Origin of the sequence: Lysinibacillus fusiformis (genome assembly GCF_003049525.1) — a bacterium.
Taxonomy (GTDB): domain Bacteria; phylum Bacillota; class Bacilli; order Bacillales_A; family Planococcaceae; genus Lysinibacillus; species Lysinibacillus fusiformis.
This window is the reverse complement of record NZ_PYWL01000017.1, coordinates 1-26,774: the sequence shown is the minus strand read 5'-3', so window position 1 is coordinate 26,774 and position 26,774 is coordinate 1. Positions and strand designations below refer to the sequence as shown.

The following is a 26,774-nucleotide window of genomic DNA, read 5'->3' as shown; positions in this document are numbered from 1 at the left end:
TGTAAGGATATATTGAAAAGCACTAAAGGATTGTTTATCTTATACGATATAGAAACTGGAAGGGAGGTGAGAAGAGATGAAGGTAATTTTCACAGTTGGATTACCTGGAAGTGGAAAAAGTACATTTGTGAAGCAGCTTGCGAAAAGAGAAAATGCCGTTGTTCTTTCTAGTGACGCTATACGTCAAGAGTTATTTGGTGACGCAACAAAACAGAAATCACGTCAGGTCTTTCGTACATTATATGAGCGTCTTAATGACCTTGTGGCAAAGGGTTATACGGTCATTGTAGATGCTACCAATATTGAACGGGAGCGGAGGATATTTGCACTACGTAAATTGCCAAGCTCGGTTAGGAAGGAATGCTATTATTTTGACACGCCCTATTCCATATGTGTAGCTAGAAACCAACAACGGAAGAGAAATGTACCGTTAGTGGTAATGGAAAAAATGAGTAAGCATTTAGAATTTCCGACGGCGGGAGAAGGGTTTGATGAAGTGCATATCGTACATGGATCTAGCCCCTATGCAATTTCCAAACAACAATTTATTTCGCTTATTCAACGTGAGCCCAATTATGAGGAGCTTTTTCAAACACTTCGAGCAATCCCACTTTTTAAAGAGATTTATCATTTCAATCAAGAAAATCCACATCACCAATTCCTATTATGTCAACATACTTATTTTGTCTTTGCCTATATCAATGAATACTATTCGGAAAGTGATAAGCTGGCATTACAAATAGCAGCATTATTCCATGATGTGGGTAAGCCATTTTGTAAGAAGTATAAACCGTTGCAACAACGATTTGGCTATTTTGGCCATGAAAATGTATCGGCACAGAGGGCTTGTCATTTTTTATTGGAATTGGGTTTTGAAGAGGATTTTGTATTAAAGGTCGTCTATTTAGTACAATTCCATATGCTAATCCAGTATGGTGGCGATCAAGGGGGAAGTGAAATTTATCATTTATTAGATGGGGATTTATTAACTAGGCTTTACTTTTTCCGTGAGGCCGACCAATTTGCTAAATAAACAGTAAAGAAAGGAAGTGTAAATATGACGAAATTAATGAAATATCCAAGAAGCTACCATTTACCATGGAGCAGAAGCTATACTCATGATGACAAGGTTGCTAAAAATGTGAATCATTTTATTGGGAAAGAGGTTGTTGTCACTGAAAAGTTAGATGGAGAAGGAACAACGCTGTACAAGGACTATATGCATGCTAGAAGCATCCATTCAGCTAACCATCCTTCTAGACATTGGGTCAAAACATTCCATGCTAGTTTTTCTTATCAGATCCCAGATAGTTGGCGATTATGTGGAGAAAATATGTACGCGAAGCATTCTATATATTATCAGGCATTAACAAGTTATTTTTATTTATTTAGTATTTGGAATGAAGATAATATTTGTTTGAGTTGGGATGAGACGGTTGCCTTTGCGGAAAAATTAGGTGTTGAAACGGTGCCTGTTTTATACAGAGGGATTTTTGATGAGCGTAAAATAAAACGAATGTTTACTGGGAAATCAATGTTTGATGGTGAGCAAGAGGGTTATGTCATTCGAAATGCCGCATCCTTTCATTATGATGATTTCCAATATAATTTGGGCAAATTTGTGAGACCTCACCATGTTCAAACAAGTGAGCATTGGCTACAAGAAAAAGTAATACCTAACCGTTTAAAATAAACGTAATTACACTCATTTATGAAAAGGACTGAGAAAAATGTAATACTTTATAGAATAAAGCAACCATAGTATATATGAGGAAGTTGCTAGGCTGCATATCCCTTTCATCTAGGGATTACAGGTTCGATTCCTGTCATCCTCCATCCAAAAAAGAACTCCCGTCACTAGTACGAGAGTTCTTTTATATTATTTAGTGTAATTATCGAAATATCCTTGAATATAAATCATAGGAGTTCCTTTGTCCCCTGAACCTGATGTTAAATCAGATAGAGAGCCGATAAGGTCAGTTAAGCGGCGCGGTGTTGTTCCTTGTGCAGCCATTTGACCTGTTAAATCTTCATCTTTATTTTGAATGTATTCAGAAATAGCAGCTTTTAACTCTTCTCCTCGAAGATCAGCAAAGTCATTGTCTGCTAAATATTTTAATTTAACCTCGTTAGGAGTTCCGTTTAATCCGGCTGTGAATGCTGGAGAAACAACAGGATCTGCTAACTCCCAAATCTTACCCACAGGATCTTTGAATGCACCATCTCCGTAAATCATAACTTCTACAGTTTTTCCTGTAGCTTCTTTGATTTTAGCTTGGATACCGTCAACAATTGGCTGGCAAGTATGTGGGAACAACTTAATACTATCTTCTGTAGCTTTGTTAGAGCCAAGTAGTCCATATTCAGCATTGAAACCAGATCCATTGATGGATTCAGCTAAAATATTATCAAGGCTGTAAACTTTTTCAGCACCGTTTGCTGTTAAAATGCGCTTTGTGCGGAAACGTGAGTGAATATCACATGCTAGAACACTCTTTGTATAATCTAAAATTGTTTTTGGGTTATTGGAGAAGATGACCTCACATGTAGCCCCTTCTGCTTCAATTAATTCTTTATAGTATTCAATATAATCTACACCAGTAAATGTATGCTTTTTATAGCCGAAATGCTCGCGAAATTCCACTTCATTTAATGTATCTGTCCAAGGATTAATGCCTTTTACATCTAACTCATCGATATCGACAAGATGATTACCAACTTCATCAGATGGGTAGCTTAGCATTAAGACAACCTTTTTAACGCCCTTAGCAATACCACGTAAACAGTTAGCAAAACGATTTCGACTTAAAATAGGGAAAATAACTCCTACAGTATCATTGCCAAATTTCGCGGCTACATCCACAGCGATATCATCAATTGTTGCGTAGTTCCCTTGTGCACGTGCTACGACTGACTCAGTTACGGTCACAATATCTCGATCCTCAATAGCGTAACCTTCTACTTTCGCAGCATTTAACACCGTATCTAAAACGATTTGTTCAATATGATCGCCTTCGTTAATAATAGGACCACGAAGACCTCTTACAACTGTACCGATTACACGTTCCAACTTAATCTCTCCTCATTTAACTTTCGTAAAGTGATTTAAAATCCATATGGTTTTACTATACGCCTCACTCATGATATAAGTAAAATTAATAGTTCATATACTAGCTATAAGAGGTGCTTATATGATAGGGAAATTAGATTTATACCGTGTTTTTAGTGTTGTAGCTAAAAATAATAGCTTTTCAAGAGCCGCCAAGGATTTATATATGACTCAACCTGCTGTTAGTCAAGCGATGATGCAACTGGAAAAGGAGCTGGGTACACGTCTTTTTAATCGGACGCCTAAGGGGGTCACTTTGACAACAGAGGGCAGTCTGCTATTTGAATATACAAATTCGGCTTTAGGACTGTTAGATGCGGGTGAAGAAAAGTTATTAGAATTTAAAAATTTAACAACTGGGCAACTAAAGATTGGCGTAGGAGATACGATTTCACGTTTTTTCCTTATGCCTTATTTAGAGGCATTTCATACGATGTATCCGAATATTAAGTTGGAAATGCTAAATGGTACTACCTCAGAAATTTGTAATTTTATTAAATCAGGTGAGGTGGATATCGGTTTTTGTAATTTTCCTATAGAGGATTCGACATTACAGTTAACGGTATGTACGGATATTCAAGATATTTTTGTCTGTGGGGAGAAATATAAGACACTGGCTTCTAAAAGTTTAAGCTATGAGGACCTGTTAAAATTCCCGCTTATTTTCCTGGAGAAAAAATCCAATTCCCGCAAATACGTAGAGGATTTCTTATTATCCAATGGGGTCCATATTGAACCTGAGTTTGAGTTAGGTTCACATGATCTTGTATTAGAATTTGCCCGTAGTAATTTAGGAATCGCATGTGTTACAAAGGAGTTTTCAAAGGATTATCTCCACCGAGGACTTCTATACGAATTATCTTTAAATGGGAAAATTCCGCCAAGGAGTATAGGTATGTGCTTTTTAAAGACCGTACCCCTTTCTCGAGCGGCGACCAAATTTGTCGAAATCATTGAACATAAACGTTTTAATACTAGAAGAACCATCAAAAAAGCTTAGCGACGGGAAAAGTCAGCTAAGCTTTTTTTGATAATGCTTCAATTAAAATATCGACATTCCGCTTATTTTTCATAGTTGGCGAACAAAGATAAGAAAATGTCCGCATAAAATGCTGTCCTTCAAGGGAGAGAATCGCCATATCACCATTTTTCAACTCACGCTCAATGACACACGCAGACAGTAGGGAAAGCCCAAGTCCTTGCATAACGCTTTCTTTAACGCCCTGATTACTGCTAATGGTTAACAGTGATTGGACCAGTAAACCATTAGCTCTAAATAAATGATCTAAATAATAACGTGTGCCGGAGCCTTCCTCACGCGCAACCCAGCTTTGCTGTTGAAGCTTGTCCGCAGTAATAGGCAATTGCTTTGTCAATGGATGATTACTTGCACTGACAATAAATAACTCATCCTGCATAAATGGCTTAATCAAAAGTTCATTGTCGTGGGCTTGTCCTTCTATCAGGCCAATATCAACTTGCAATAATTTTGTATATTGAATGATTTCTTTCGTATTACCAATAATAATTTGAAGCTCAAGTTGTGGGAAGCGTTGTTGCAAGCTAGCGATAATGGGAGGCAATATATATTCTCCAATGGTAAAACTAGCACCTATGACAAGTGTCCCTTGTACTTCTTGATGATAGGCTGCAATGTCATCCTTAGCTGCCTCAGTTATCGCCATAATCTGCTTAGCCCGTTTATAGAGAATTTCACCAGTTGGTGTAATTTGTACAGATTTTGGCGAACGAATAAATAAAGTAGTTTGTAATTCCTGCTCAAGGTTCTTAATGTGTAGGCTGACACTCGGCTGTGAAATATGAAGTATTTCTGAGGCCTTTGTAAAATTATTGACCTCTACCAGTGTGATGAACGTTTTTAAAGCCTCATATTGCATATTTACACCCCTGTAATTAGAAATATTAATAATAACAATTATATATATGTATTTTACTAATCATGAGCTTTTTTATAAAGTAGTAATCAACAAAGGAGAAAGAAGTGAACATCATGGTTAATGGACAGAACAAAGGAAAATACGCACTTCATCCAAACTTTCTAAAGGGAATATTACTAACACTCTTGATAGCCTTAGTTGCAAAATATATTGCTACTTTTCCTTTCTTTTCAATATTAGGGCAATTGGTCATTGCTATTATATTAGGGATGGCTTGGCGCGCAGCATTTAAAGTGCAGGATTCCTGGCAAGTGGGAATTTCATTTTCCAGTAAGAAGCTATTACGATTCGGTATTATTTTATTGGGGATGCGTTTAAATTTAGCTGATATTTATCACGCTGGCGCTAATGTTTTTTTGATTGCCGTCATTAATTTATTATTTGCATTAATTGTAGTATATGGTCTAACAAAAATTTTCCACGTAGATCAAAAGCTAGGGATACTAACGGCTTGTGGAACCGCCATTTGTGGAGCTGCAGCTGTCGTGGCAATTGCACCTCAAATTAAAGCAAATGAAAAGGAAACTGCTGTGGGGGCAGCCATTGTTGCATTATTAGGTACAGTATTTACACTTGTTTATACAGTACTTTATGCTGTAATGAACTTAACACCAACAGAGTATGGCATTTTCGCAGGTGGTACCTTACATGAAATTGCTCATGTTATTGCCGCGGCATCCGCAGGTGGAGATGAAGCCATTGATATAGCGGTCATTGTAAAGTTAACGCGTGTCGCACTGCTTGTTCCAGTAGCCCTTATAATCGGTATTTTCTATCGAAAAACGGCTAAAGGGGAAGAGAAAAAAGCATTTTCATTGTCAATCATACCGTGGTTTATAGTAGGTTTCTTAGCAATGAGTGCGATTAATTCATTAGGTATTATACCGGCTAATGTGGCGCAAGCCCTTGTAAATATTGCTTACATTTTAATTGCTATGGCGATGGCAGGTCTTGGATTAAATGTTGAGATTAAAACGTTTAAGGAGCTTGGAGTAAAGGCGTTTGTTGCTGGTTTAATTGGTTCAGTTTGTCTATCCGTGTTAGGCTATTTTCTTGTTATTTTTTTAGCACGATGATGAAAAATATTTCCCTGTATTAGGACTAATCATTTATAAAAAGATGTTGTACAAACTACCTTAATGAAAAAGACCCTGCATTGTATGCCAACATGCAGGGCTTTTTAGATAGAATCAGAAGATCATGTATAAATATTTAGTGTGTTTATGAACGTAAAGCTTCGATGGAAGTTGCTAATTCAGCAACTACTATTTTGCTACCGATAATTGGGCTATCCGTTTTTTCCCCTTCAGAGCCTGAACTTGGACGGTGATGGGCTGCAGCAAATGCATCGCTATTACGCCATGCTTGGAAATGCTCCTTGGATTCCCAATACATATTAACACTCATTTCGTCATAAGTAGGATCATCCGTTGAAATTAATACCTCTACTTTATGGAAGCCTTCAAATTGTTGTAGAGGACCTGGTTTTGTAAAGTTTGGAGCCATTCTTGCTGCAAAACCTGGCTTCACTTGAATACGATTTGTAACAATGATCATGCTTTTCCCCCCTTATTTTCATTTACTAGGTTTTTGAATGAATTATCACTGATTATCATTCGCAATCAATGATAAGTGGCTTAAGAAGACATTGTCAATAGAAGTCCTCAATATATTCTCATCGTAAGTATACTTCTGCTTATACGCTGACATTTAACTGACATAATCCAGTGCTATAATAAACATAAGAGCTAGTTAGTCGCGAGGTGAACAAAAATGGCGCAAATATTAGTAATAGAAGACGAATATGCAATTAGCCAGGTGTTAAACGTTTATTTGAAAAAGGTCGGCTATGATGTAACACAATGCTTTAGTGGTGGTGAGGCTTTAGATAAATTTATTGAGACCCAACCAGATTTAGTGTTACTAGATATTATGCTGCCTGAGAAAAATGGCTGGATTATTTTAAAGGAAATTAGAGAATTCAGTGCTTGTCCCATTATAATGTTGACCGCTTTAGGTGAGGTGAATTACCGTTTAGAAGGATTTGACCAAGGGGCAGACGATTATATTGCAAAGCCCTTTATTGCAGATGAAGTTGTTGCGAGAGTGAAGGCCGTTTTAAGACGGGCTGAAGGAAGCACCGATTCATCCTCTTTAAAGCGTTACGGTTCTCTCGAAATTGATAGGAAGGCACATAGAGTGTTTCTAGGAGGGAAGGAAATACTATTAACGCCTAGAGATTTATCGGTGTTTTTATTTTTAGCTGACCATCCGAACCAAACATTTACGCGTGATCAGCTCATTGATCATGTTTGGGGCTGGGAGTATGACGGAAGTGATCGAGCGGTAGACTTAGCAGTGAAACGGCTTCGTAAAGCATTGATGGATTGGGATGAAGCAGAGGGCGAAATAAAGACACTACGTGGATTGGGGTATCAGCTGAGTGTTCAAAAGAAATAAAAGAATATCTTTACTTCAATATTGGACAAGCCGTTACTTACTTACACTATTTATAGGTTTAGCTATAATTTCCTTGATTTCGGCAGCTTGGATTCGCCATACGACGTTTGAAAATCGACTAGAGATGATGGAGTTTTTAGCGGATGAGACGGTCTATCGTTTAACCGATAATTCGGGACTCAGTAATGGGCCGTTTAACGGTATTCCTGGTTTCATTAGGGATCGGGAACGTTTTACTATGAGAGAAATTGATCCTATCCTGTATGTAGTCGATACAAAGGGCAATATCATAACAAGTAACCGCCCTGTACCACCAGGTAGTGCTAAAAATGTAGTGAGTATGTTAGATGGTGAAGAAGGTACAAAGGAATTAACGATAGGATTAGAGCCCGTTCAATATGTGGTCAAAAGAAAAATAGAAAATAGTCAGGAGCTAATTGGCTGGGTGTTAGTAGTGGAGAAGAAAGAAAATTTAACAAGAGTGAATCAAGCCTATGGTCAGCTTGCCATTTTGATTGGGGCGTTGGCTTTATTAGGCTGGGTTGCTATCTATTTTTTATCCAAACGTTTAGCACGTCCCATCAAACAAGTAGCAGCAGCATCAAAACAAGTGCAGGAGGGTAGCTATTCAGTCGATTTACCTCAGGATAGTAAGGAAAAAGAGGTATATGAGCTTGTAACTTCCTTTGAAAATATGGCTCAAAAACTTGAACAACTGGAGAAAACCAGAACAGAATTATTGGCAGGCGTCACCCATGAACTGAAAACACCCGTCACTTCTATAAGTGGGCTATTACAAGCTGTAAAGGATGGCGTTGTAACAGGACAAGATGCAATGGAATTTATTGATATGGCTGTGGTCGAAACGACAAAAATGAAAACAATGGTTGGTGATTTACTTGCTTTTAACCACTTTGCAGTAGATGCGATTCCGGTGAAGCTTGAGCCTGTAAACGTCAATCAGCTTCTGCGGGAGGCGGTCGCACAGTGGGAAGTAATGCAGGAAGATGACAGTGTTCATGTAAACTTGCACTTAGTTGATCCTGCCATCCATGTACATGTTGATATTGTCCGTATTCAGCAAATTATGACCAACTTATTAACCAATGCGAAACAGTCGATGGATATAGGATCTGTAACGCTAACACTTAAAGAGCAAGGGGATACGGTCTCAATTATTGTAACGGATACAGGGCGAGGTATTCCTGTAGAGGATCAGGCATTTGTATTTGAGCGTTTTTATAGAGGAGAGAATAAAAAATATGCCATTCGAGGGTTAGGTCTTGGATTACCTCTTAGTAAAATGATGGCACAATCTATTGGTGGTGACTTAAAATTAATCGAAAGTCACGCCACAGGAACTTCTTTTGAATTACTATTGCAAAAAGCTACTACGTCGTAAAGGCGTGGTAGCTTTTTTAATGGGCTTCATGGAAACAACAGGCCAGAAATGATTTGTAAAATATCAGTGAAGAAAATGGAAAGTTGACATCTGCCTGACACAAACGCTCTTTATAGTAAACAGTGTAGACGAGAAACGAGCAAAAAGATGCTTTTGCTATCGTTGGGCTTCAGCCGCTATACGACAATGAAATTTAGTAGGGAGTGTGATGTAAATGCCTATAGTAACCTCATTTAATCCAAATGGTCGTCAAGAAATTAAACAGGCGATTTCCTATCCAGACTATGCGTTATTAAAAGCAAAGCTACAGTATATTATGCAGCTGGACATGCATGCGGGGGCGGAGGGGAAATATTTAATTCGGAGTACGTACTTCGACAATTTTGCGAATAAAGTGCTCAATGAGAAAAAGGAAGGCTATATTAATCGAGATAAATACCGCGTACGAATATACGGTAAATCTAGTGCCATTATCAATCTTGAGCGTAAGAGTAAACGGAATAATTTAACCTTTAAAACGAAGTGTGCAATATCTCAAGCTGAATATGAAAAAATGCGCCTTGGAGATATTTCATGGATGGCGGTGGATGAGCGAGGACTGATTAGGGACTTATATCAAGAGATGAGTTACAGCCAGCTTAGACCAACAACAGTAGTAGATTATGAGCGAGAGGCGTATATTTACCCATTTGGTAATGTGCGAGTAACTTTTGATAGTAAGGTGCAATCCAGCTTACGCAATACAGATATGTTTAATCCAAGCTTACCCATGGTGGATGTACTAGAGCAAAACCTAGTGATTTTAGAGGTGAAATACGATGACTATTTACCCGACATCATCAAATATTTACTTCAGTCTGTAGATACACGTGCCGAGGCATATTCAAAATATCAACTTAGTCGTATGTATGGCTAATAAAAGGAGAACGAACGATGGATACAATTAAATTTAGTGATATTTTTAAATCTAATTTTTTAGAAAAAACAACATCTTTTTCATTAATCGATTCAATTATTGGTTTGGTCGTAGCATTTTTCATTGGACTTTTCATTTACGCAGTTTATAAGAAAACCTTTAATGGAGTGATTTACTCTCATTCATTCAATATTGCATTGCTCATTATGACAATGGCGACAGCACTCGTGATTATGGGGATCAGTTCGAATGTTCTTCTATCTCTCGGTATGGTTGGTGCATTATCCATTGTGCGTTTCCGAACGCCTATTAAGGATCCTATGGATTTAGTTTACATTTTCTGGGCCATTGTTTCAGGTATTTTATGTGGGGCAGGGTTTATTCCTTTAGTCATTATTGGAGCTGTGTTAATTGGTCTTGTGCTGTTAGTATTTGTCAATAAAATTACAGTAGAAAATCCTTATTTATTAATTGTAAAGTTTGAGGAAGAGCTAGCATCTCAAGAGGTGGAGCGAATTATAGCTGCACAAACAAAAAAATTCGCCCTCAAATCGAAGTCGATTATGAACAATGAGGAGATGGAAACTACGTATGAAATTCGCGTCAAACAAAACGATGCTAAACTAATGGATCTGCTTACAAAAGTGCCGGGTGTAAAATCTGCCATTATGCTAAGCTATGACGGGAACTTTACAGCATAATGACTGCGTTCACAAAAAGGATTCCAAAGCGAGGTGTCAGTGATGATTAAAACCCGAATTGTCTACCTGTGCATGGCAATTCTTCTCCTTCTCTTTGTCGTGATATATGCTGTACTTCCGAATGTAGGCATTGAAACTAAGAATACCAATTTCTCTTATGAGAATATAGTTTTTAATAAAAACAAAGTTACTACAGTGGATATTGAGATAGCCGAGGAAGATTGGGCTGACATGCTGGAAAATGCGGCAGATGAAGAGTTAAAACAGGCGGATATTACAGTAAACGGCAAGAAAACTGAGAATGTGGCTATACGCACTAAAGGAAACTTAACGTTACGATCCGTCATCAACAGTGACTCAGATCGTTATAGCTTAAAAATTGATTTTGATTATTATGATGATACTCAAAGCTTATATGGCTTGAAAAAGTTAAATTTAAATAATAATTATAGTGACTCTACATTAATGCGAGAGTATATATCCTATGAATTAATGGAGCAAATGGGCTTACCAACGCCAGCACATTCCTATATGTATGTCACAGTAAATGGTGAGGAGCGGGGTTTGTTTTTAGGCGTAGAAGCAGTGGATGAAACGTTCCTAGCTAATAACTATGGCTCCAATAATGGCTTTTTATTTAAGCCAGATGGGACAGGCAGTGATTTAAAATATATAAGTGACGATATGACGGATTATACAGGTATTGGATTAAAAACAAATAAAGATAATATTAATCAATCCAAATTTGTGGAAATGCTGGATGCAATTAATAATGGTGGAGACATTGAAAAATATTTGGATGTCGATGAAATGCTACGTTATTTCGCCGTCAATACGGCACTTGTAAATTTAGACAGTTATCAAGGGAATATGAAGCATAACTATTATTTATACGAACAGAATGGCAATTTTTCAATTATCCCTTGGGATTACAATATGTCCTTTGGTGGCTTTGGAGCAGGTGGCGGTAGAATGGGAATGGGTAGAGAAGATCGTCAAAAGCCAGTGGATGCTTCTAATTCAAAAAGTTCACCAATGGAGAACAATGGACAAACGGATCAAGCGGGTGTCGATAGGCAACAACAGAATGGCCAGTTTAACATGGATATGGGCATGTCAGGAAACCTAATGGCCGAAAGTGCTATTAATTTTAGTGTGACTACTCCTGTCTCTGGTACAACTTTGGAGGAACGGCCACTACTAAATGCCTTACTTACTAATGAGAAATATCGCGCTCAATATGAAGGTTATTTAGAAGAGTTAACGACGAATTATTTAACAGAGGATTATGTACAATCCATGACAAAAAAATTAGCGGTGCTTTTAACAACCTATGTCGAAGCGGATCCAACTAAATTTTCTACGACGGAACAGTTTTTAGAGGCAGTTGAAGGTGAGAATAGTTTACCTGAGTTTGCAAAGCAGCGCTCTGAATCTATTTTAAAACAGCTCTCTGGGGAGCTTGTTGTGGAGGCATCGATAACTGCTCAAGATAATACGATGCCGGTTCCAAATGAAGATGGAGAAATGAAAGGGATGCCTGATAATAGTGATCCGAGTCAGCTACCAGAGGATTTTGATCCATCACAAGGTCCTACGTTTAACAAAGAAGGCAATGGACCAAGGGGGGGAGAAGGTCAAAATGGTGGGCCTATGCAGCGCCCGGATGAAAACGGAGCGCCAATGGGTATGCCTGGTGCTAATAATGAAATCGCCGATCCAGCCGCTACAATTGATAAGACTACAGTGATTACTATCATTGCATCCTTCGTGTTATTACTTCTTTCACTTCTCTTTGTTTATAGATTTAAGCGTAGAGGCCGATAAAAAAATGACCATATCCAAACTTTTGGGTATGGTTTTTGCTTTTTCTCGTGCTAAAATAAAGCATTCTGTTCTTAGGAGTCCTTTCATATGAATGAACAACAGTTTGATAAATATTTGCATATTAAGACCGTGGGAGAACAATATGGTTTCCCAAAGCTTGCCCACTATCACCGTTATGAACCAACCCCTTATAATGGGCTTGAACAATTATTTGCTATCTATGAGATGCCTAACGACCCTGTGTTTATTGATATGGGTTGTGGAAAGGGAAGGGTACCCATTTATGTTCATCATCAATTTCATATTCCAACGATCGGAATAGAGATGGATGCTGGATTTTATGCTGAGGCAGAAGAAAATAAACGAAGCTATCTTCAAAAAAAGCGTTCACATGCACCTATTACATTTATTCATACGATAGCAGAGGCATATGAAATAAAGCCGCGTGATAATGTGTTTTTCTTTTTTAATCCCTTTTCCATTCATATTTTCCGCACAGTTATTCAGAACATTTGGCAATCCTATGAGCAAAACATGCGAGATATTCATATAATTTTATACTATCCTCCCTATGATTATTTACAGTTTTTACATCAGGGGACACCATTTGAATTGCTCCATGAAGTGCATTTAGAAAATGAAACTAATATGAATGAACGCCTTTGTGTGTTCGAATTAAAGAAAGCATAGGGGCAATCGTCTCCATGCTTTTTTCTCTTTTCTACACTTATTTTCAGGGAAATAATTTAATAAAAATGAAGAACAGCCAAAACCTTATCTTAAAAAAATAATCGCATATGATAGTTTTGTACTACACTATAAACTGAATTGAAAGATAATTCTTAAATAACTAATTATACTGAAAAATCACTCTAGACTAAATATAAAGAATGTTTTACAATGTAAAAGTCATAAATGAATAATATTGTTCTGTCGTTTTTAGGTAGTTATAAATAATTATTTTTGCTATTGAGGAAATGAATTTATTTGTTTATAATTATCAGAAATATCTAATATTTTAGAAATCTTCAGGGGGAATCTAATTATGAAAGAGAGTAAAAAGCTTAAGAAGTTCGGTTCACTATTAGTAGCATCTTCTTTACTTGCTGGTGTACTTGCTGGCTGTGGTAACGGAGACGATTCAAGTTCAGGTGGTGGCCCATCATCAGGCGGTGGTTCATCTGATGGCGATACAATTAAAATTGGTGCAAACCTAGAGCTTTCAGGAAATGTAGCATCTTATGGTTCTTCAATCGGTCTGGGCGCAGAATTGGCTGTAAAAGAGATAAATGATGCTGGTGGTATTGATGGTAAGAAGATTGAACTGATTAAAGTAGATAATAAATCCGAAAACTCTGAGGCTACAGCTGCAGCTATTAAACTAGCAACGCAAGATAAAGTAGTAGCAATGCTAGCTCCTGCAACTTCAGGAAATACAGTAGCAACGGTTCAAATTGCCAATCAAAATAAAATCCCTATTGTTACTGGTTCTGGGACTGCCCCAAATATTACGGTAAATGAGGATGGCAGCGTTAACGAGTATGCATTCCGTACATGCTTTATTGACCCATTCCAAGGGATTGTGGCAGCTAACTTCGCTTCAGGTGAGCTAAGTGCAAAAAACGTAGCTATTTTTGCTGACAACGCATCTGATTATGCAAAAGGTTTAGCAAAGTCCTTTAAAGAAACGATTACTAAAAGTGGTGGAAAAATTGTGAAGGAAGAAGCTTATGTAGCCAAGGATACAGACTTCCGTACACAATTAACAAATATTAAAGCATCGAATCCAGACTTTATCTTTATCCCTGGATACTATGAAGAGGTTGGTTTAATTGTTAAACAAGCCCGTGAAATGGGTATTGATGTACCTTTAATGGGGGCTGATGGTTGGGATTCACCGACTTTAGTGGATCTAGCGGGCAAGGATGCATTAAATAATACGTATATTACTAACCACTATTCTGCAGAAGATCCAGACCCAAAAATTCAAGACTTTGTAAAGGCATTTAAAGCGGCAAATGGTGATAAGGCACCTGATGCGTTCAACGCACTTGGATATGACTCTATTTACTACATTGCTGATGCCATTAAACGTGCAGGTTCTACAGATGGGGAAGCTATTAAAAATGAATTAGCTGCAACAAAAGATCTTTCTTTAGTAACAGGTACTTTCTCAGTTGACGAAAACCATAACCCAATTAAAACAGCAACAGTTCTTGAATTTAAAGACGGTAAACAAGTGTTCAACTCTAAAGTTAATCCTTAATGTTTTGTAAGCAAGGGGGAGGCGGGTAAACACGCCTTCCTTTTTTCTGTTTTAGATAACTAGAATAGCAGCATAAAACATAACTTTTTAGTATCGATGCATGTACAAATTTCTCATTTTTCAGAAAATTCAAAGGAGTGAATGCGTATGGAATGGATACAGCAACTTGTGAATGGTATTTCACTAGGAAGTATCTACGCGTTAATAGCGCTAGGGTATACGATGGTATACGGTATTATCAAGCTGATTAACTTTGCCCATGGTGACGTTTTCATGATTGGTTCATTTATCGGCTTTTACGCAATTGCTAAATGGGAGCTTGGCTTTTTCCCAGCATTATTATTGGCGATGCTCATTTGCGCAATTTTTGGTGTTTTAATTGAACGGATCGCCTATAAACGATTACGAAATGCAACACGTATTGCGGCATTAATTACAGCGATCGGCGTATCGTTATTAATTGAATATACAACGATTTTCTTCAGAGGGGCTCAACCGGCAGCGTATCCTGAAGTGTTCAAAAATAAGTCTTTTGATATTTTAGGCGTACAAATTAGTAGTACCTCTATTTTAATTTTATCAGTCGCTGTTGTACTGATGATTCTTTTACAATTCATCGTACATAAAACAAAAATCGGGAAAGCCATGCGTGCCGTTTCTCATGATGCGGATGCAGCACGTTTAATGGGGATTAACGTTGATAATACAATCTCTGCAACATTTGCAATTGGTTCGGCTTTAGCTGGTGCAGCCGGTGTTATCTTCGGTGTGTATTATACGAAAATTGACCCGTTAATGGGTGTTATACCAGGAGTTAAAGCGTTTATCGCAGCTGTTCTTGGTGGGATTGGGATTATTCCTGGCGCTATGGTCGGTGGTATGTTACTAGGCGTTGTAGAATCTTTAGTAAGTGCTCTTGGCTTCTCTTTATGGAGAGATGCAGCGGCATTCGTTATTTTAATTTTGATTTTAATATTCAGACCATCGGGTATCTTTGGTAAAAATGCCCGTGAGAAAGTGTAGGTGAGCGGTTATATGAAAAAGTCTAAAGTTTTCTGGGGCTATGCCGTATTAGCGCTAGTCATCTATGCAGTTGTGCAATTATTGATTACGACCGAAGTCATTGATATGTACTATAAAAATATGCTGATTACGATGTGTATTAACATTATGCTAGCTGTTAGTTTGCATATTGTAATTGGGGTTACAGGTCAATTTTCGATTGGGCATGCCGGGTTCCTAGCTGTTGGAGCCTATGTGTCAGCGATTATTACGACGAAGCTCATGTTACCATTCCCACTGGCGATTTTATTAGGAGCAGCGGCAGCAGCTATCGCAGGTCTAATTGTAGGTATTCCGACACTTCGTTTAAAAGGGGACTATCTCGCAATTGCGACTTTAGGATTTGCGGAGATCATTCGTATTATTTTCTTAAATACGGATTATGTTGGCGGTGCTGCAGGGATGCAGGTTAAATATTTATCTAACTGGACGTATGCATTCTTTGGTGTCGTATTAACGATTCTTGTCATCTCAAACTTTACAAATTCGCGTCATGGTCGCGCATGTATTTCTATTCGCGAAGATGAGATTGCAGCAGATGCGATGGGAATTAATACAACTTACTATAAGGTTGTCGCGTTCGCGATTGGATCTTTCTTTGCTGGGCTAGCAGGTGCAATTTTTGCCCATAACTTTTACATTATTCAGCCGACAACTTTCGGTTTCTTAAAATCATTTGATATTTTAATTTACGTTGTACTTGGTGGCTTAGGAAGTCTTTCAGGTTCCGTGATCGCTGCGGTTTTCTTAACGATCGTATCGACGTATCTAGCAAACTTCCCAGAGACTCGTATGATTATTTACAGTTTAGTACTAATTATCGTAATGCTTTATCGCCCAACAGGATTAATGGGAACAAAAGAAATTACGGATTTATTTAAGTTTGGTAAAAAAGGAGGTACAAAATAATGACTGGAAACCTTCTTATTAATGTTGAAAACATGGGGATTCAATTCGGTGGTTTAAAGGCAGTACAGGGTGTTAATATGTATCTCAATCAAGGTGAATTAGTGGGTTTAATCGGTCCCAATGGTGCTGGGAAAACGACTAGCTTTAATATGCTGACAGGGGTATATACACCAACAGAGGGGACCATCACATTTGGCGGACAGAAATTAAACGGGCTTGCACCTTACCAAGTAACACAAAAGGGAATAAGCCGTACATTCCAAAATATTCGTCTATTTAAAGAGCTATCTGTTCTAGACAATGTTAAAGTAGCCAACCATTCGCTTGCTAAGCATTCGATGTGGTCATCGATTTTTCGCTTACCCACGCATTTCAAGGGTGAGGCCGAAATGGAGCTTCAATCCATAGAGTTTTTAAAAATCTTTGGTTTAGATGTCTATATGAACGAGTTAGCTAAAAATTTACCATATGGAATGCAGAGACGATTAGAGATTGCCCGTGCATTAGCGGCAAATCCAAAGCTATTATTATTGGATGAACCAGCTGCCGGGATGAATCCGCAGGAAACGCATGATTTAATGGAATTAATTGCATTTATACGTAAGGAGTTTGGTTTAACGATATTACTGATTGAGCATGATATGAGCTTAGTAATGGGTATTTGTGAGCGTATTTATGTACTCGATCATGGACAATTAATTGCTGACGGGACACCAGAAGAAATTCGCAACAATCCAAAGGTAATTGAAGCGTACCTTGGTGAGGAGGTTATCGGCTAATGCTAAAAGTACAAAATATAGATGTTTATTATGGTAACATTCAAGCATTGAAGGGCCTCTCTTTAGAAGTAAATGAGGGTGAAATTGTCACATTAATCGGTGCAAACGGAGCTGGGAAAAGTACATTGTTAAAAACATTGTCAGGCTTATTAAAACCAAAAGGTGGCATTATTGAATACGAAGGCTTCTCTATTGCGGGGAAAGCAGCCCAAACTATTGTTAAATCGGGGATTTCCCACGTTCCAGAAGGACGTCGTGTTTTTGCCAATATGTCCGTAGAAGAAAATTTAGAGCTTGGTGCCTATTTGCGTAATGACAAAGCAGGAATTAAAAAAGATATGGACCATGTTTTTGAGTTATTCCCTAGACTATTGGAGCGTCGTAAACAGCTATCAGGAACATTGTCTGGTGGGGAACAGCAAATGCTTGCGATGGGTCGTGCCTTAATGGCAAAGCCCAAATTGCTATTAATGGATGAGCCTTCAATGGGGCTCGCGCCGCTTATGGTTAAAAATATTTTCAATATTATTGAACAGGTGAATAAAGAGGGGACAACAGTATTGCTTGTTGAGCAAAATGCCAATATGGCACTGTCTGTCGCTAACCGTGCATACGTGCTCGAAACAGGGCGTATTGTTTTATCTGGTTCAGCTAAAGAGCTTCAAGAAAGTGAAGAAGTAAAAGCAGCTTATTTGGGTGGTTTATAATGGAGAAGGGCGTCTCAACAAGGAGAGGCCCTTTTTCGTTGTTCTTCCTACTGAATAATCGAAGGTAGCATTTTACTATTCATTTTTGGTAAGGTGGAAAAAAGGAGTGATGTTTTTTGAACTATTCAGCACAATATTTTATTCAACAACTAAATTTAGCCGAACATCCTGAAGGAGGCTATTATATTTCTTCATTTCGGGCTGCAGAAGATATTGCAGTAAGAGATGTTCAGAGACCTATTTATACGAGTATTTATTTCTTACTTCGCTCACAGGACATTTCACATCTACATCGTTTGCAGTCAGATGAGCTATGGTATTACCATGCCGGTAGTCCGCTTACAGTCCATATGATTTTTCCAGATGGAACATATGAAGCGAAGAAGCTTGGCTTGAACGTAGAAGCGGGGGAGATACCACAAATTGTGGTCCCTAAAAATACGATATTTGGATCATCGGTGGAGGAAGCAGATACGTTTAGTTTAGTGGGATGTATGGTTGCCCCAGGCTTTGACTTTGAGGATTTCGAATTGTTTACACAGGACGAGCTTTTAGCAGATTACCCTCAGCATGAGGCTGTAATTCGTAAAATGGCTTACCAAACGATTAAATAATAAATAAGCCGTCTCATTCATTGTGAGACGGCGTTGTTTGTTTACCATAAAATTTCTTCCGGATAGCTAAGCTGCATTTGTATGGCGTGTAAAGGTTGTTTCGTGGCAATCGCGGCTTCCATTAGGAGTGATTTAAGTGCTACATATTCATGATCCTCTACAAGTAAGCGTAATGCAAATGCAGCTAGCTGAGCTTTACGTTCTTCTTTATTTAATTGGATATATTCTAAATTCAGAACATCCACATACTGTGTGGCGAAAAGGAAGGTTAAAGGGCTTTTTGCCTGTAGCATTGTTAAAAAGACTCCATAATCCTCTTCTTTCACTTCCTGTTCTAAACAATCTGCAATAGCAGCTTGAAATTTACGAATCGTCGCTATCTCATGATTCCAAATAGATGCATTGTTTATTGTCAGGTGTAGATCGATAAAATCGTTTAAAGCGATAGCGCTAAAGATAATTTCAGGCCAAAGAATATCTGTAGCGAAATAGATGTTTTTATTGGGGAAAATAAGTTCATGTTGTGTGAGGGTGTTCTTGTTAACACCGTTACTCACAAACTCTAGTTGGTGTTCCCCAAGCATAGCATGTCTCAGTTTATAGCAAACGCTTAAAATACGGAGTCGAGGACCTTGATAATCATAGTATTTATTGGCATCACCAGTTACTTTGTAAATAGCGTTGATTAGCTCATCTAAATCCCAAAAATCTCCGCAAATTTGTACACCTGTTAACTGTTCTGTGCTTTGAATGGAAATCATCGTCCTCGCCCTCCTCTTATACTTATTTTGGTGTGTAATTCAGTAGTTTGAATAGCTCTGCCTGCTCTTTATCAGTTAGGTCCCGCCATTGGCCTACTTTTAAATTTCCAAGCTTAATATTCATAATACGAATACGCTGTAGACGCTTTACCGAGTAGCCAAGAGCTGAACACATCCGGCGTATTTGACGATTTAAGCCTTGCTCCAAAATGATTTTAAAAACTTTGTCTGAGATCTTTTCAACATAACAAGGTAAGGTCGTTGTATCTAGAATATCTACACCTGCGCCCATCTTGTTAATAAATTGCTCTGTTATAGGTTTATCTACTTGAACAATATATTCTTTTTCATGATGGTTTTCAGCGCGAAGAATTTTATTGACGATATCGCCATCATTAGTTAATAACAATAGCCCCTCCGATTCCTTATCGAGACGCCCAATATGAAAAATTCGTAAAGGATGATTTACAAAATCAACGACATTGCCTTTTATATGGCGTTCCGTTGTGCTTGTTATGCCGACCGGCTTGTTTAAAGCTATATAGACAAGCTTTTGTTCTTTCTTTACCTCTTTTCCATCAACGCAAACAATGTCGCCATTCTCAACCTGACTTCCAACTGTCGCAGGTTCGCCGTTAATTGTAACTTTTCCTTCGGCTATCCACTTATCAGCGCCACGACGTGATATAATGCCTGTTTCACTTAAATATTTATTAATACGCATATTGTTCTCCTAAATCTAATATTATTTTTAAGTATACCTTAACGTTATACAAACCGTGAATTCTATATACTTTTCTAGTAAAAATAAATTGCTTGAAAAATTTTTTAAAAAGTTGAAATTATTATTTGTTTCTGACAATATATTAGATGAGAGGATTTCTATGAAAATATGGTTATTTCGCTATAAAATAATGTTTTTTGTAGATAGTCTCATTAAATTGTGTAAAGGGGAGAAGTAAAATGGTTTATGCATTTCCAAACACTGAAGGATCGGTCGTTCAATTCAAACAGAAATATGATAATTATATTGGTGGCGAATGGACACCTCCAGTGAAGGGTCAATACTTTGATAATGTCACTCCTGTTACTGGACAAGTTTTTACACAAGTAGCACGTTCCACAGCTGAGGATATTGAACTGGCACTTGATGCAGCACATGCTGCTAAAGATGCGTGGGGAAAAACATCACCGACAGAACGTGCAAACATTTTACTTAAAATTGCGGACCGTATCGAGCAAAATTTAGAAAAGCTAGCCGTTGCCGAAACATGGGATAACGGTAAGGCGGTACGTGAAACTTTAAATGCAGATATCCCTCTTGCCATTGATCATTTCCGTTATTTTGCTGGAGCTTTACGTGCTCAAGAAGGCTCTGTAAGCCAAATTGATAACGATACAGTTGCTTATCATTTCCATGAGCCAATAGGGGTAGTAGGTCAAATTATACCTTGGAACTTCCCGTTATTAATGGCTGTATGGAAGCTTGCGCCAGCACTAGCTGCTGGAAACTGTGTCGTATTAAAACCTGCAGAACAAACACCAGCATCCATTATGGTGCTTGTGGAACTAATAGAAGATTTATTACCATCAGGTGTCATAAATATTGTGAATGGTTTTGGCTTAGAGGCTGGGAAACCGCTTGCATCTAATCCACGTATCGGTAAGATTGCTTTCACTGGTGAGACGACAACTGGTCGTTTGATTATGCAATACGCGTCTCAAAACCTGATCCCAGTTACATTAGAGCTTGGTGGTAAATCACCTAATATCTTCTTTGAGGATATTATGGATAAGGACGACGAATTTTTAGATAAAGCAGTCGAAGGTTTCGTATTATTTGCTCTGAACCAAGGGGAAGTATGTACATGCCCTTCACGTGCAATTATTCAAGAATCTATTTATGATAAATTTATGGAACGTGTACTACAACGAGTAGAAGCTATTAAAGTTGGTAATCCGCTTGATCCAAACACAATGATGGGAGCGCAGGCTTCAAGCGAGCAACTGGAAAAAATCCTTTCTTATTTAGATATCGGTAAGCAAGAAGGTGCAGAATGTCTAATCGGTGGGGAGAAAAATAATGTAGGGGAAGGCTTTGAAAATGGCTACTACGTTAAACCTACTGTCTTTAAAGGACATAATAAAATGCGTATTTTCCAGGAGGAAATTTTTGGTCCTGTTGTAGCTGTTACTACGTTTAAAACGAAAGAAGAGGCATTAGAAATTGCGAATGATACACTGTATGGCTTAGGTTCAGGTGTTTGGACAAGAGATATTAATACAGCCTATCGCTTCGGTCGTGAAATAGAGGCAGGTCGTGTTTGGACAAACTGCTACCATGCTTATCCTGCACATGCTGCATTCGGTGGCTACAAAATGTCAGGCGTTGGTCGTGAAAATCATAAAATGATGCTATCTCATTACCAACAAACGAAAAATTTATTAGTTAGCTATAGCGAAAATAAACTTGGTTTCTTCTAATCCATAGGGAGGTGCATGAGCGTGATTGAACGTGTATTAGCCACGGCAGAAGCGCTGGCACTCATCGAGCTATTAAAAGAGAAGCATGGGCCTGTTATGTTTCATCAATCAGGCGGATGCTGTGATGGTTCTTCCCCTATGTGTTATCCAGACGGAGACTTGCTATTAGGTGATCAGGATATATGTTTGGGCGAAATAGGTGGAGCTCCATTTTATATGCATAAAAATCAATATGATTATTGGAAACATACTCAAATCATACTGGATGTAGTGGAAGGTAGAGGTGGGATGTTTTCATTAGAGGGCGTTGAAGGAAAACGTTTTTTAACAAGATCGAGAGCCTTCACATCAGAGGAGTTACAGGAGCTAGGATTAATATAACGAGTCATTTGTACAGCGGCAAAAAACTTTGCCGCTGTCTTTTTGCATTAATTTTTAGAAAAAAGGGTATGTAAAGCTATATTGTTAGACGAATTTCGTAAAAATAAAAATAGCTGTAAACGTTCTTTTAAGGTCACGGTAAATATTAACTTCCGAGTGGTTTTTGCGATCAACAGTAGTTCCTCCTTTCGTATTTGTTTAATATTTCCTATTAAATCAAAAAAATGGGGTAACATATATTAAATTAAGTTTACTTTTTATGTTAATTGTTACAAATGGGATGAATCTTTCTCGCATTATGTAACGTAAAATGGGTAAAGGAGCGTGCTAAATATGGATTACGTGATGATAGAAAATCAATTTACAAATACGGTAGAAGATGTTTCGAAGGCTGCGGGATGGACAGTGGATCGTAAAATTGTTTTAGCTATAGCTAGTACGTTTGTTGCGTCAGGGAAAACATTTGATGCGGTCCAATACAAACATATTTTACAGGAAATGAAGAAGCAATCCTCGTGGATGTCTCCCTTAAGAACTACGGTAGGCTATAGCATAGCTGCTAATTTAATGGAGCATGCGGATGCTGAAAAAGCAGTAATGAATTTATTAACGAATGTGAATGCATTAAAGGAAGCGAAATTTAGAAGCGGTAACTTTAGTTATATTGCTGCTCAGTTTTTGACAGAGGACGAAAAGGATAAAAACGCGCATGCATATGCAGCTAGAGCTTTATTTGATGCCATTCGTAAACATCATCCATTTTTAACATCCTATGAAGATATTCCATACGCTGTGTTACTAAGTAGTCCATCTGATGATGTGGAAATACGTGCAGAAACGATGAATCGCTATTATAAAGAATTACGAACATATAATTTTAATGCAGGAAATGAGCTGCAATGGTTGTCACAAGTATTAACCTTCCTATCTCCACAATTTGATCGTCAACTAGTGCCCAATGTCGTGACCATTCGAGATGTGCTTAAAAATCAAGATGTCAAAGTAAAGGCCATGCATTATCCCTTACTTGGATTTTTAGCCTTACTAGATCTTACTCATCACCAATTGCAAGAAGTTATACATTTATATCATGAATTAAAGGATTTAAAATTATTAAAATGGCATCGTGAATTTGTTCTCTTTATGGCTGTACAAATCGCCATTTATGATATGGCGAAAGTACAAAAATCACTGTCTATGACGATTATGTCATCTATTGAATTATTAATTCAAGCTCAGCATGCTGCAATGATAGCGGCAGTTAGTGCAGCCGCTATTGCATCGAGTTCGAGCTCTTCGTGATAGAATGAGGGAGAACAATTATTGGAGGTGCATTTGAAGGATGAAGGAAACAAAACTGTGGATTAACGGTCAATGGCAAGATGCAAAGGAAAGCTATGAGCTAAAATCACCATATAGTGGTGAGGTGATTGCTCAAGTGGCAAAGGCATCTATACAAGATGTGGAGAGAGCAATCGATGGTGCACAGCAAGCATTCCTTTCGTTTAAAAAGACGACAGCCTACGAGCGTGCCGAAATTTTATATAAAGTTGTCGATTTAATGCGACAACGAAAAGAAGAATTTGCAGAGATTTTAGCGTTAGAGGCAGGAAAGCCTTTGACGGCAGGGTTAGCGGAAATTGATCGTACCATTGCCACTTATCAATTTGCAGCAGAGGGTGCCAAACAACCAAAAGGCGAAACTGTACCGATGGATGCGGCACCTGGAGCAGGAGATCGTATAGGCTGGACAAAGAGAGAGCCATTGGGGGTAATTTCTGCTATTACACCGTTTAATTTTCCGTTTAATTTAGTGGCCCATAAATTAGGGCCGGCATTTGCAGTAGGTAATACAGTTGTTTTAAAGCCAGCAACTCAAACACCATTAAGTTCTCTCGTTATGGCAGAGATTTTCCGTGAAGCAGGTTTGCCAGATGGAGCGTTGCAAATTGTGACAGGAAGTGGTGGTGAGCTTAGCGATACTTTGGTTACACATCCTCACGTCAAAAAGGTGACGTTTACAGGCAGTGGTAAAGTTGGATTAGGCATTAAAGAAAAAGTTGGTTTACGTAAAGTAACTTTAGAGCTTGGTTCTAATGCAGCTGTCATTGTCGAACCATCGACGCCTTTTACTAAAATTATAAGTCGGTGTGTGAGCGGTGCCTTTAACTTTGCTGGACAAGTATGTATTTCGTTACAACGCATTTATGTACATTCTTCTATTATTGATGAATTTACGGAGGCATTTGTTGCGGAAACTAAAAAGCTTGTAGTAGGAGATCCTTTAGATAAAAACACAGATGTAAGTGCTATGATCAACCCGAATGAGGTTGGACGAATTAAAGAGTGGATTGAAGAAGCACAGGCACAAGGAGCAGTTATTGCAACTGGAGGAGTATTTACAGAACGGACGTTAACGCCGACTGTTATGACGAATGTGACGGCTGATATGAAAATTGTTTGTCAGGAAACTTTCGCGCCAATCGTCTCAATTGTTTCATATGAAACATTAGATGACGCAATTCGACTTGTCAATGAGTCGGACCTTGGCTTAAATGCAGGTATTTACACGAATGTATTACCAGATGCCTTATATGCAGCCGATGAATTACAGGCAGGTGCTGTCATTATAAATGATGTTCCGACATTCCGTGTAGACAATATGCCATATGGTGGTGTGAAGATGAGTGGCTATGGGCGAGAGGGAATTAAATGGGCCATTGAGGAAATGACAGACATGAAATTTATTACGATGAAAAAATCGTTCTAAATTTGCATAAGCTCTTTTTCTACGATACGATGACGAAAGAACATACATGAAGGGAAGTTACAAGAAATATGACAAACAATGCTGTACCCATGAGCCAATCACGTACGGTTCAATCACGTCTCGTATTACCTCCAGACACAAACAATCACAATTCCATTTTCGGTGGAAGAGTGTTAGCTTATATTGATGAAATTGCTGCTATTACAGCGATGAAACATGCGAAGGGACTTGTAGTCACAGCTTCAATAGACTCAGTTGATTTTTTATCGGCTGCCCATGTAGGAGATATTCTTGAAATTGAAAGTATAGTTTCCTCTACAGGACGTTCTTCAATGGAGGTTTATGTTCGCGTTATTTCTCGCAATATAGAGACTGGTGAGGAAAAATTAACGACAGAATCCTTTGTAACAATGGTTGCAGTAAATGAAGAAGGAAAACCGGTACCTGTACCTGCCATTTATCCTGAAACAGATGAGGAAAAACGTTTATTTGAAACAGGGCCTGCAAGACGAGAGCATCGTAAACAAAAGCGTGCATTGCCACATTAAGGTTAAAGGGAGCTCCACCGCTTTAGGTGAAGCTCCCTTTGTTATATTACATATTCAATTCATTAACTACATTAATAAGTGAATCAGAAGAAGAGGAAACAAGTGTAGCCCCTTGTGATAGCTCAGTAATTAAATTAGAAATGGCTGAAATATCTCTAGATGTATGAACATACTGTTGTTGAATGCCGGATACGGCATCAGCTATATCATTAAATGATTTAGATAGGTTTTCTTGCGTATTGACGCTATGTTGAATTTTTTGATCAACATTAATAACTGAATTTGCCATTGTTGTAATATTACTTTCAGTTTCTTTAATGAGATGTGACACATTTTGCACGGCATTTTTCGTTTCTTCAGCAAGCTTCCGTACTTCCTCTGCTACTACCGCGAAGCCTTTTCCATGTTCCCCTGCTCGAGCTGCCTCAATAGACGCATTTAAAGCTAATAAATTTGTTTGATCAGCAATGCCCGTGACAAGTCCTACAATCTCAGAAATTTTTTGAGAGGAGGTACGTAACTGATTCATAGTTATCTCAAGGCTGTTGACACTTTGTAAAATAACTTGGATTAAATCATTTTGCTCTTTCAGCTGATGTTGCCCACGTCTTGATTTCTCCTGTGTATCTGCAACGAAGCTTAATCCCTGCTTGGTTGCCTCTGCAATATCATCCGTTTGCGAGGAAATGACTAACAACGATGCAGCTGTCTCTTCACTAATGGCGTTAAGCTCCTCAGCTGTACTTTGAATTGTCGTAACAAGGGCGTTTTTCGTTTGATCAGCGGCTGTTCGAATACGATCTTCCTCTTTTTCGTATGCCTCGATCACAAGCTGTTGCTCAAAATTAATGATTTTGCAAAACGCGTTAATTGCACGAATGGCATCATGCTTTGAGATATCCACTTCATTCACAAAATTTGTGAACGTAGAAGTAAGGGATTGGAAGGATGCTATATACCATTTGGATTGTAAGCCAATTCGAACATGGGTTTTGATCTGACCCAAAAAAGTTAGACATATTTAGTTAAGCAACTGCTAAGACCTGAGTTCGGTACTCCACCGGGCTTAGGTCTTTTAATTTTTCTTTCATTCGTTTGTGATTGTAGTAGTGAATATAGT

Annotated in this window: 28 protein-coding genes and 1 pseudogene; 21 read left to right on the top strand and 8 right to left on the bottom strand. The window is 38.2% G+C overall.

Annotation, left to right across the window (positions count from 1 at the left end; translation table 11 throughout):
- The first annotated feature begins 76 nt into the window (after positions 1 to 76).
- Both C9J29_RS21880 and C9J29_RS21875 read left to right on the top strand, forming a co-directional pair.
- The gene (locus tag C9J29_RS21880) at positions 77 to 1,033 is read left to right on the top strand and encodes an AAA family ATPase (RefSeq protein ID WP_090002651.1); all 957 of its coding nucleotides are present in this window, start codon (positions 77 to 79) and stop codon (positions 1,031 to 1,033) included.
- 24 nt (positions 1,034 to 1,057) lie between these two features.
- Positions 1,058 to 1,693, top strand: a complete 636-nt coding sequence (locus tag C9J29_RS21875) for an RNA ligase family protein (RefSeq protein WP_090002650.1) — start codon at positions 1,058 to 1,060, stop codon at positions 1,691 to 1,693.
- 186 nt (positions 1,694 to 1,879) lie between these two features.
- On the opposite strand, the gene C9J29_RS21870 is transcribed toward C9J29_RS21875, so the two are convergent.
- Positions 1,880 to 3,070, bottom strand: a complete 1,191-nt coding sequence (locus C9J29_RS21870; protein ID WP_008180626.1) for a coenzyme F420-0:L-glutamate ligase — start codon at positions 3,068 to 3,070, stop codon at positions 1,880 to 1,882.
- A gap of 121 nt (positions 3,071 to 3,191) precedes the next feature.
- Between C9J29_RS21870 and C9J29_RS21865 the strand changes: the two genes are divergently transcribed.
- The gene (locus C9J29_RS21865) at positions 3,192 to 4,109 is read left to right on the top strand and encodes a LysR family transcriptional regulator (protein WP_008180625.1); all 918 of its coding nucleotides are present in this window, start codon (positions 3,192 to 3,194) and stop codon (positions 4,107 to 4,109) included.
- Positions 4,110 to 4,125: 16 nt separating this feature from the next.
- Here the strand turns inward: C9J29_RS21865 and C9J29_RS21860 are convergent, their stop codons facing one another.
- Positions 4,126 to 5,007, bottom strand: a complete 882-nt coding sequence (locus C9J29_RS21860) for a LysR family transcriptional regulator (protein WP_089986417.1) — start codon at positions 5,005 to 5,007, stop codon at positions 4,126 to 4,128.
- Positions 5,008 to 5,120: 113 nt separating this feature from the next.
- Here C9J29_RS21860 and C9J29_RS21855 point away from each other — a divergent pair, with 113 nt between their 5' ends.
- Complete coding sequence (locus tag C9J29_RS21855) at positions 5,121 to 6,143, top strand: YeiH family protein (protein ID WP_107922760.1); 1,023 nt, start codon at positions 5,121 to 5,123, stop codon at positions 6,141 to 6,143.
- A 145-nt stretch (positions 6,144 to 6,288) separates the two neighbouring features.
- Here C9J29_RS21855 and C9J29_RS21850 read toward each other — a convergent pair whose 3' ends face one another.
- Positions 6,289 to 6,624: a heme oxygenase gene (locus C9J29_RS21850; protein ID WP_036121712.1), complete on the bottom strand. Its 336-nt coding sequence runs from the start codon at positions 6,622 to 6,624 to the stop codon at positions 6,289 to 6,291.
- 216 nt (positions 6,625 to 6,840) lie between these two features.
- Here C9J29_RS21850 and C9J29_RS21845 point away from each other — a divergent pair, with 216 nt between their 5' ends.
- From C9J29_RS21845 to C9J29_RS21790, 12 genes are all read left to right on the top strand, one after another.
- The gene (locus tag C9J29_RS21845) at positions 6,841 to 7,527 is read left to right on the top strand and encodes a response regulator transcription factor (protein ID WP_090002649.1); all 687 of its coding nucleotides are present in this window, start codon (positions 6,841 to 6,843) and stop codon (positions 7,525 to 7,527) included.
- A complete protein-coding gene (locus tag C9J29_RS21840) occupies positions 7,511 to 8,929 on the top strand; it encodes a sensor histidine kinase (protein ID WP_107922759.1) in 1,419 nt (472 codons plus the stop codon). The genes C9J29_RS21845 and C9J29_RS21840 overlap by 17 nt, the downstream gene beginning before the upstream one ends.
- A gap of 214 nt (positions 8,930 to 9,143) precedes the next feature.
- Positions 9,144 to 9,845, top strand: coding sequence for a polyphosphate polymerase domain-containing protein (locus C9J29_RS21835; protein WP_107922758.1), 702 nt, complete (start codon positions 9,144 to 9,146; stop codon positions 9,843 to 9,845).
- 17 nt (positions 9,846 to 9,862) lie between these two features.
- A complete protein-coding gene (locus C9J29_RS21830; RefSeq protein WP_031416746.1) occupies positions 9,863 to 10,546 on the top strand; it encodes a DUF4956 domain-containing protein in 684 nt (227 codons plus the stop codon).
- Between the two features lie 42 nt (positions 10,547 to 10,588).
- Complete coding sequence (locus tag C9J29_RS21825; RefSeq protein ID WP_107922757.1) at positions 10,589 to 12,373, top strand: CotH kinase family protein; 1,785 nt, start codon at positions 10,589 to 10,591, stop codon at positions 12,371 to 12,373.
- A gap of 87 nt (positions 12,374 to 12,460) precedes the next feature.
- Complete coding sequence (locus C9J29_RS21820) at positions 12,461 to 13,063, top strand: methyltransferase (protein WP_107922756.1); 603 nt, start codon at positions 12,461 to 12,463, stop codon at positions 13,061 to 13,063.
- Positions 13,064 to 13,418: 355 nt separating this feature from the next.
- Positions 13,419 to 14,639 carry an ABC transporter substrate-binding protein gene (locus C9J29_RS21815; protein WP_089986410.1) on the top strand — a complete coding sequence of 407 codons (1,221 nt, stop codon included), beginning with the start codon at positions 13,419 to 13,421 and terminating at the stop codon, positions 14,637 to 14,639.
- A gap of 147 nt (positions 14,640 to 14,786) precedes the next feature.
- The gene (locus C9J29_RS21810) at positions 14,787 to 15,662 is read left to right on the top strand and encodes a branched-chain amino acid ABC transporter permease (RefSeq protein WP_012296114.1); all 876 of its coding nucleotides are present in this window, start codon (positions 14,787 to 14,789) and stop codon (positions 15,660 to 15,662) included.
- A 12-nt stretch (positions 15,663 to 15,674) separates the two neighbouring features.
- On the top strand, positions 15,675 to 16,610 hold the full coding sequence (locus tag C9J29_RS21805; RefSeq protein WP_089986409.1) for a branched-chain amino acid ABC transporter permease: 936 nt from the start codon (positions 15,675 to 15,677) through the stop codon (positions 16,608 to 16,610).
- Positions 16,610 to 17,389, top strand: coding sequence for an ABC transporter ATP-binding protein (locus tag C9J29_RS21800; protein WP_025116482.1), 780 nt, complete (start codon positions 16,610 to 16,612; stop codon positions 17,387 to 17,389). Before C9J29_RS21805 ends, C9J29_RS21800 begins: the two co-directional genes overlap by 1 nt.
- Positions 17,389 to 18,096: an ABC transporter ATP-binding protein gene (locus C9J29_RS21795; RefSeq protein WP_025116481.1), complete on the top strand. Its 708-nt coding sequence runs from the start codon at positions 17,389 to 17,391 to the stop codon at positions 18,094 to 18,096. The genes C9J29_RS21800 and C9J29_RS21795 overlap by 1 nt, the downstream gene beginning before the upstream one ends.
- Before the next feature lie 116 nt (positions 18,097 to 18,212).
- Positions 18,213 to 18,710 (top strand): cupin domain-containing protein, encoded by a 498-nt coding sequence (locus C9J29_RS21790; protein ID WP_089986408.1) that lies wholly within the window; start codon positions 18,213 to 18,215, stop codon positions 18,708 to 18,710.
- Positions 18,711 to 18,751: 41 nt separating this feature from the next.
- Here C9J29_RS21790 and C9J29_RS21785 read toward each other — a convergent pair whose 3' ends face one another.
- Together C9J29_RS21785 and rluF are read right to left on the bottom strand one after the other, a co-directional pair.
- Positions 18,752 to 19,471: a DUF6904 family protein gene (locus tag C9J29_RS21785; protein WP_096365621.1), complete on the bottom strand. Its 720-nt coding sequence runs from the start codon at positions 19,469 to 19,471 to the stop codon at positions 18,752 to 18,754.
- A 22-nt stretch (positions 19,472 to 19,493) separates the two neighbouring features.
- Complete coding sequence (rluF, locus tag C9J29_RS21780; protein ID WP_036121681.1) at positions 19,494 to 20,195, bottom strand: 23S rRNA pseudouridine(2604) synthase RluF; 702 nt, start codon at positions 20,193 to 20,195, stop codon at positions 19,494 to 19,496.
- A 239-nt stretch (positions 20,196 to 20,434) separates the two neighbouring features.
- Here rluF and adh point away from each other — a divergent pair, with 239 nt between their 5' ends.
- The 5 genes from adh to C9J29_RS21755 all read left to right on the top strand — a co-directional run bounded on the left by adh (position 20,435) and on the right by C9J29_RS21755 (position 25,654).
- Positions 20,435 to 21,955, top strand: a complete 1,521-nt coding sequence (gene adh / locus C9J29_RS21775) for an aldehyde dehydrogenase (protein ID WP_069483192.1) — start codon at positions 20,435 to 20,437, stop codon at positions 21,953 to 21,955.
- 21 nt (positions 21,956 to 21,976) lie between these two features.
- Positions 21,977 to 22,336, top strand: a complete 360-nt coding sequence (locus C9J29_RS21770; RefSeq protein ID WP_036121675.1) for a DUF779 domain-containing protein — start codon at positions 21,977 to 21,979, stop codon at positions 22,334 to 22,336.
- A gap of 333 nt (positions 22,337 to 22,669) precedes the next feature.
- Positions 22,670 to 23,638: a DUF4003 family protein gene (locus C9J29_RS21765; protein WP_089986406.1), complete on the top strand. Its 969-nt coding sequence runs from the start codon at positions 22,670 to 22,672 to the stop codon at positions 23,636 to 23,638.
- 40 nt (positions 23,639 to 23,678) lie between these two features.
- On the top strand, positions 23,679 to 25,106 hold the full coding sequence (locus C9J29_RS21760; protein WP_036147902.1) for an aldehyde dehydrogenase family protein: 1,428 nt from the start codon (positions 23,679 to 23,681) through the stop codon (positions 25,104 to 25,106).
- A 68-nt stretch (positions 25,107 to 25,174) separates the two neighbouring features.
- Positions 25,175 to 25,654: an acyl-CoA thioesterase gene (locus C9J29_RS21755; RefSeq protein WP_089986405.1), complete on the top strand. Its 480-nt coding sequence runs from the start codon at positions 25,175 to 25,177 to the stop codon at positions 25,652 to 25,654.
- 46 nt (positions 25,655 to 25,700) lie between these two features.
- On the opposite strand, the gene C9J29_RS21750 is transcribed toward C9J29_RS21755, so the two are convergent.
- From C9J29_RS21750 to C9J29_RS21745, 3 genes and pseudogenes are all read right to left on the bottom strand, one after another.
- Complete coding sequence (locus C9J29_RS21750; RefSeq protein WP_374189244.1) at positions 25,701 to 26,483, bottom strand: methyl-accepting chemotaxis protein; 783 nt, start codon at positions 26,481 to 26,483, stop codon at positions 25,701 to 25,703.
- A pseudogene (locus C9J29_RS25195) lies at positions 26,466 to 26,660 on the bottom strand (protoglobin domain-containing protein); the annotation flags it as partial. The gene C9J29_RS21750 and the pseudogene C9J29_RS25195, both read right to left, overlap by 18 nt.
- 19 nt (positions 26,661 to 26,679) lie before the next feature.
- A partial coding sequence (locus C9J29_RS21745; RefSeq protein WP_141395400.1) for an IS3 family transposase occupies positions 26,680 to 26,774 on the bottom strand: 95 nt, incomplete at its 5' end.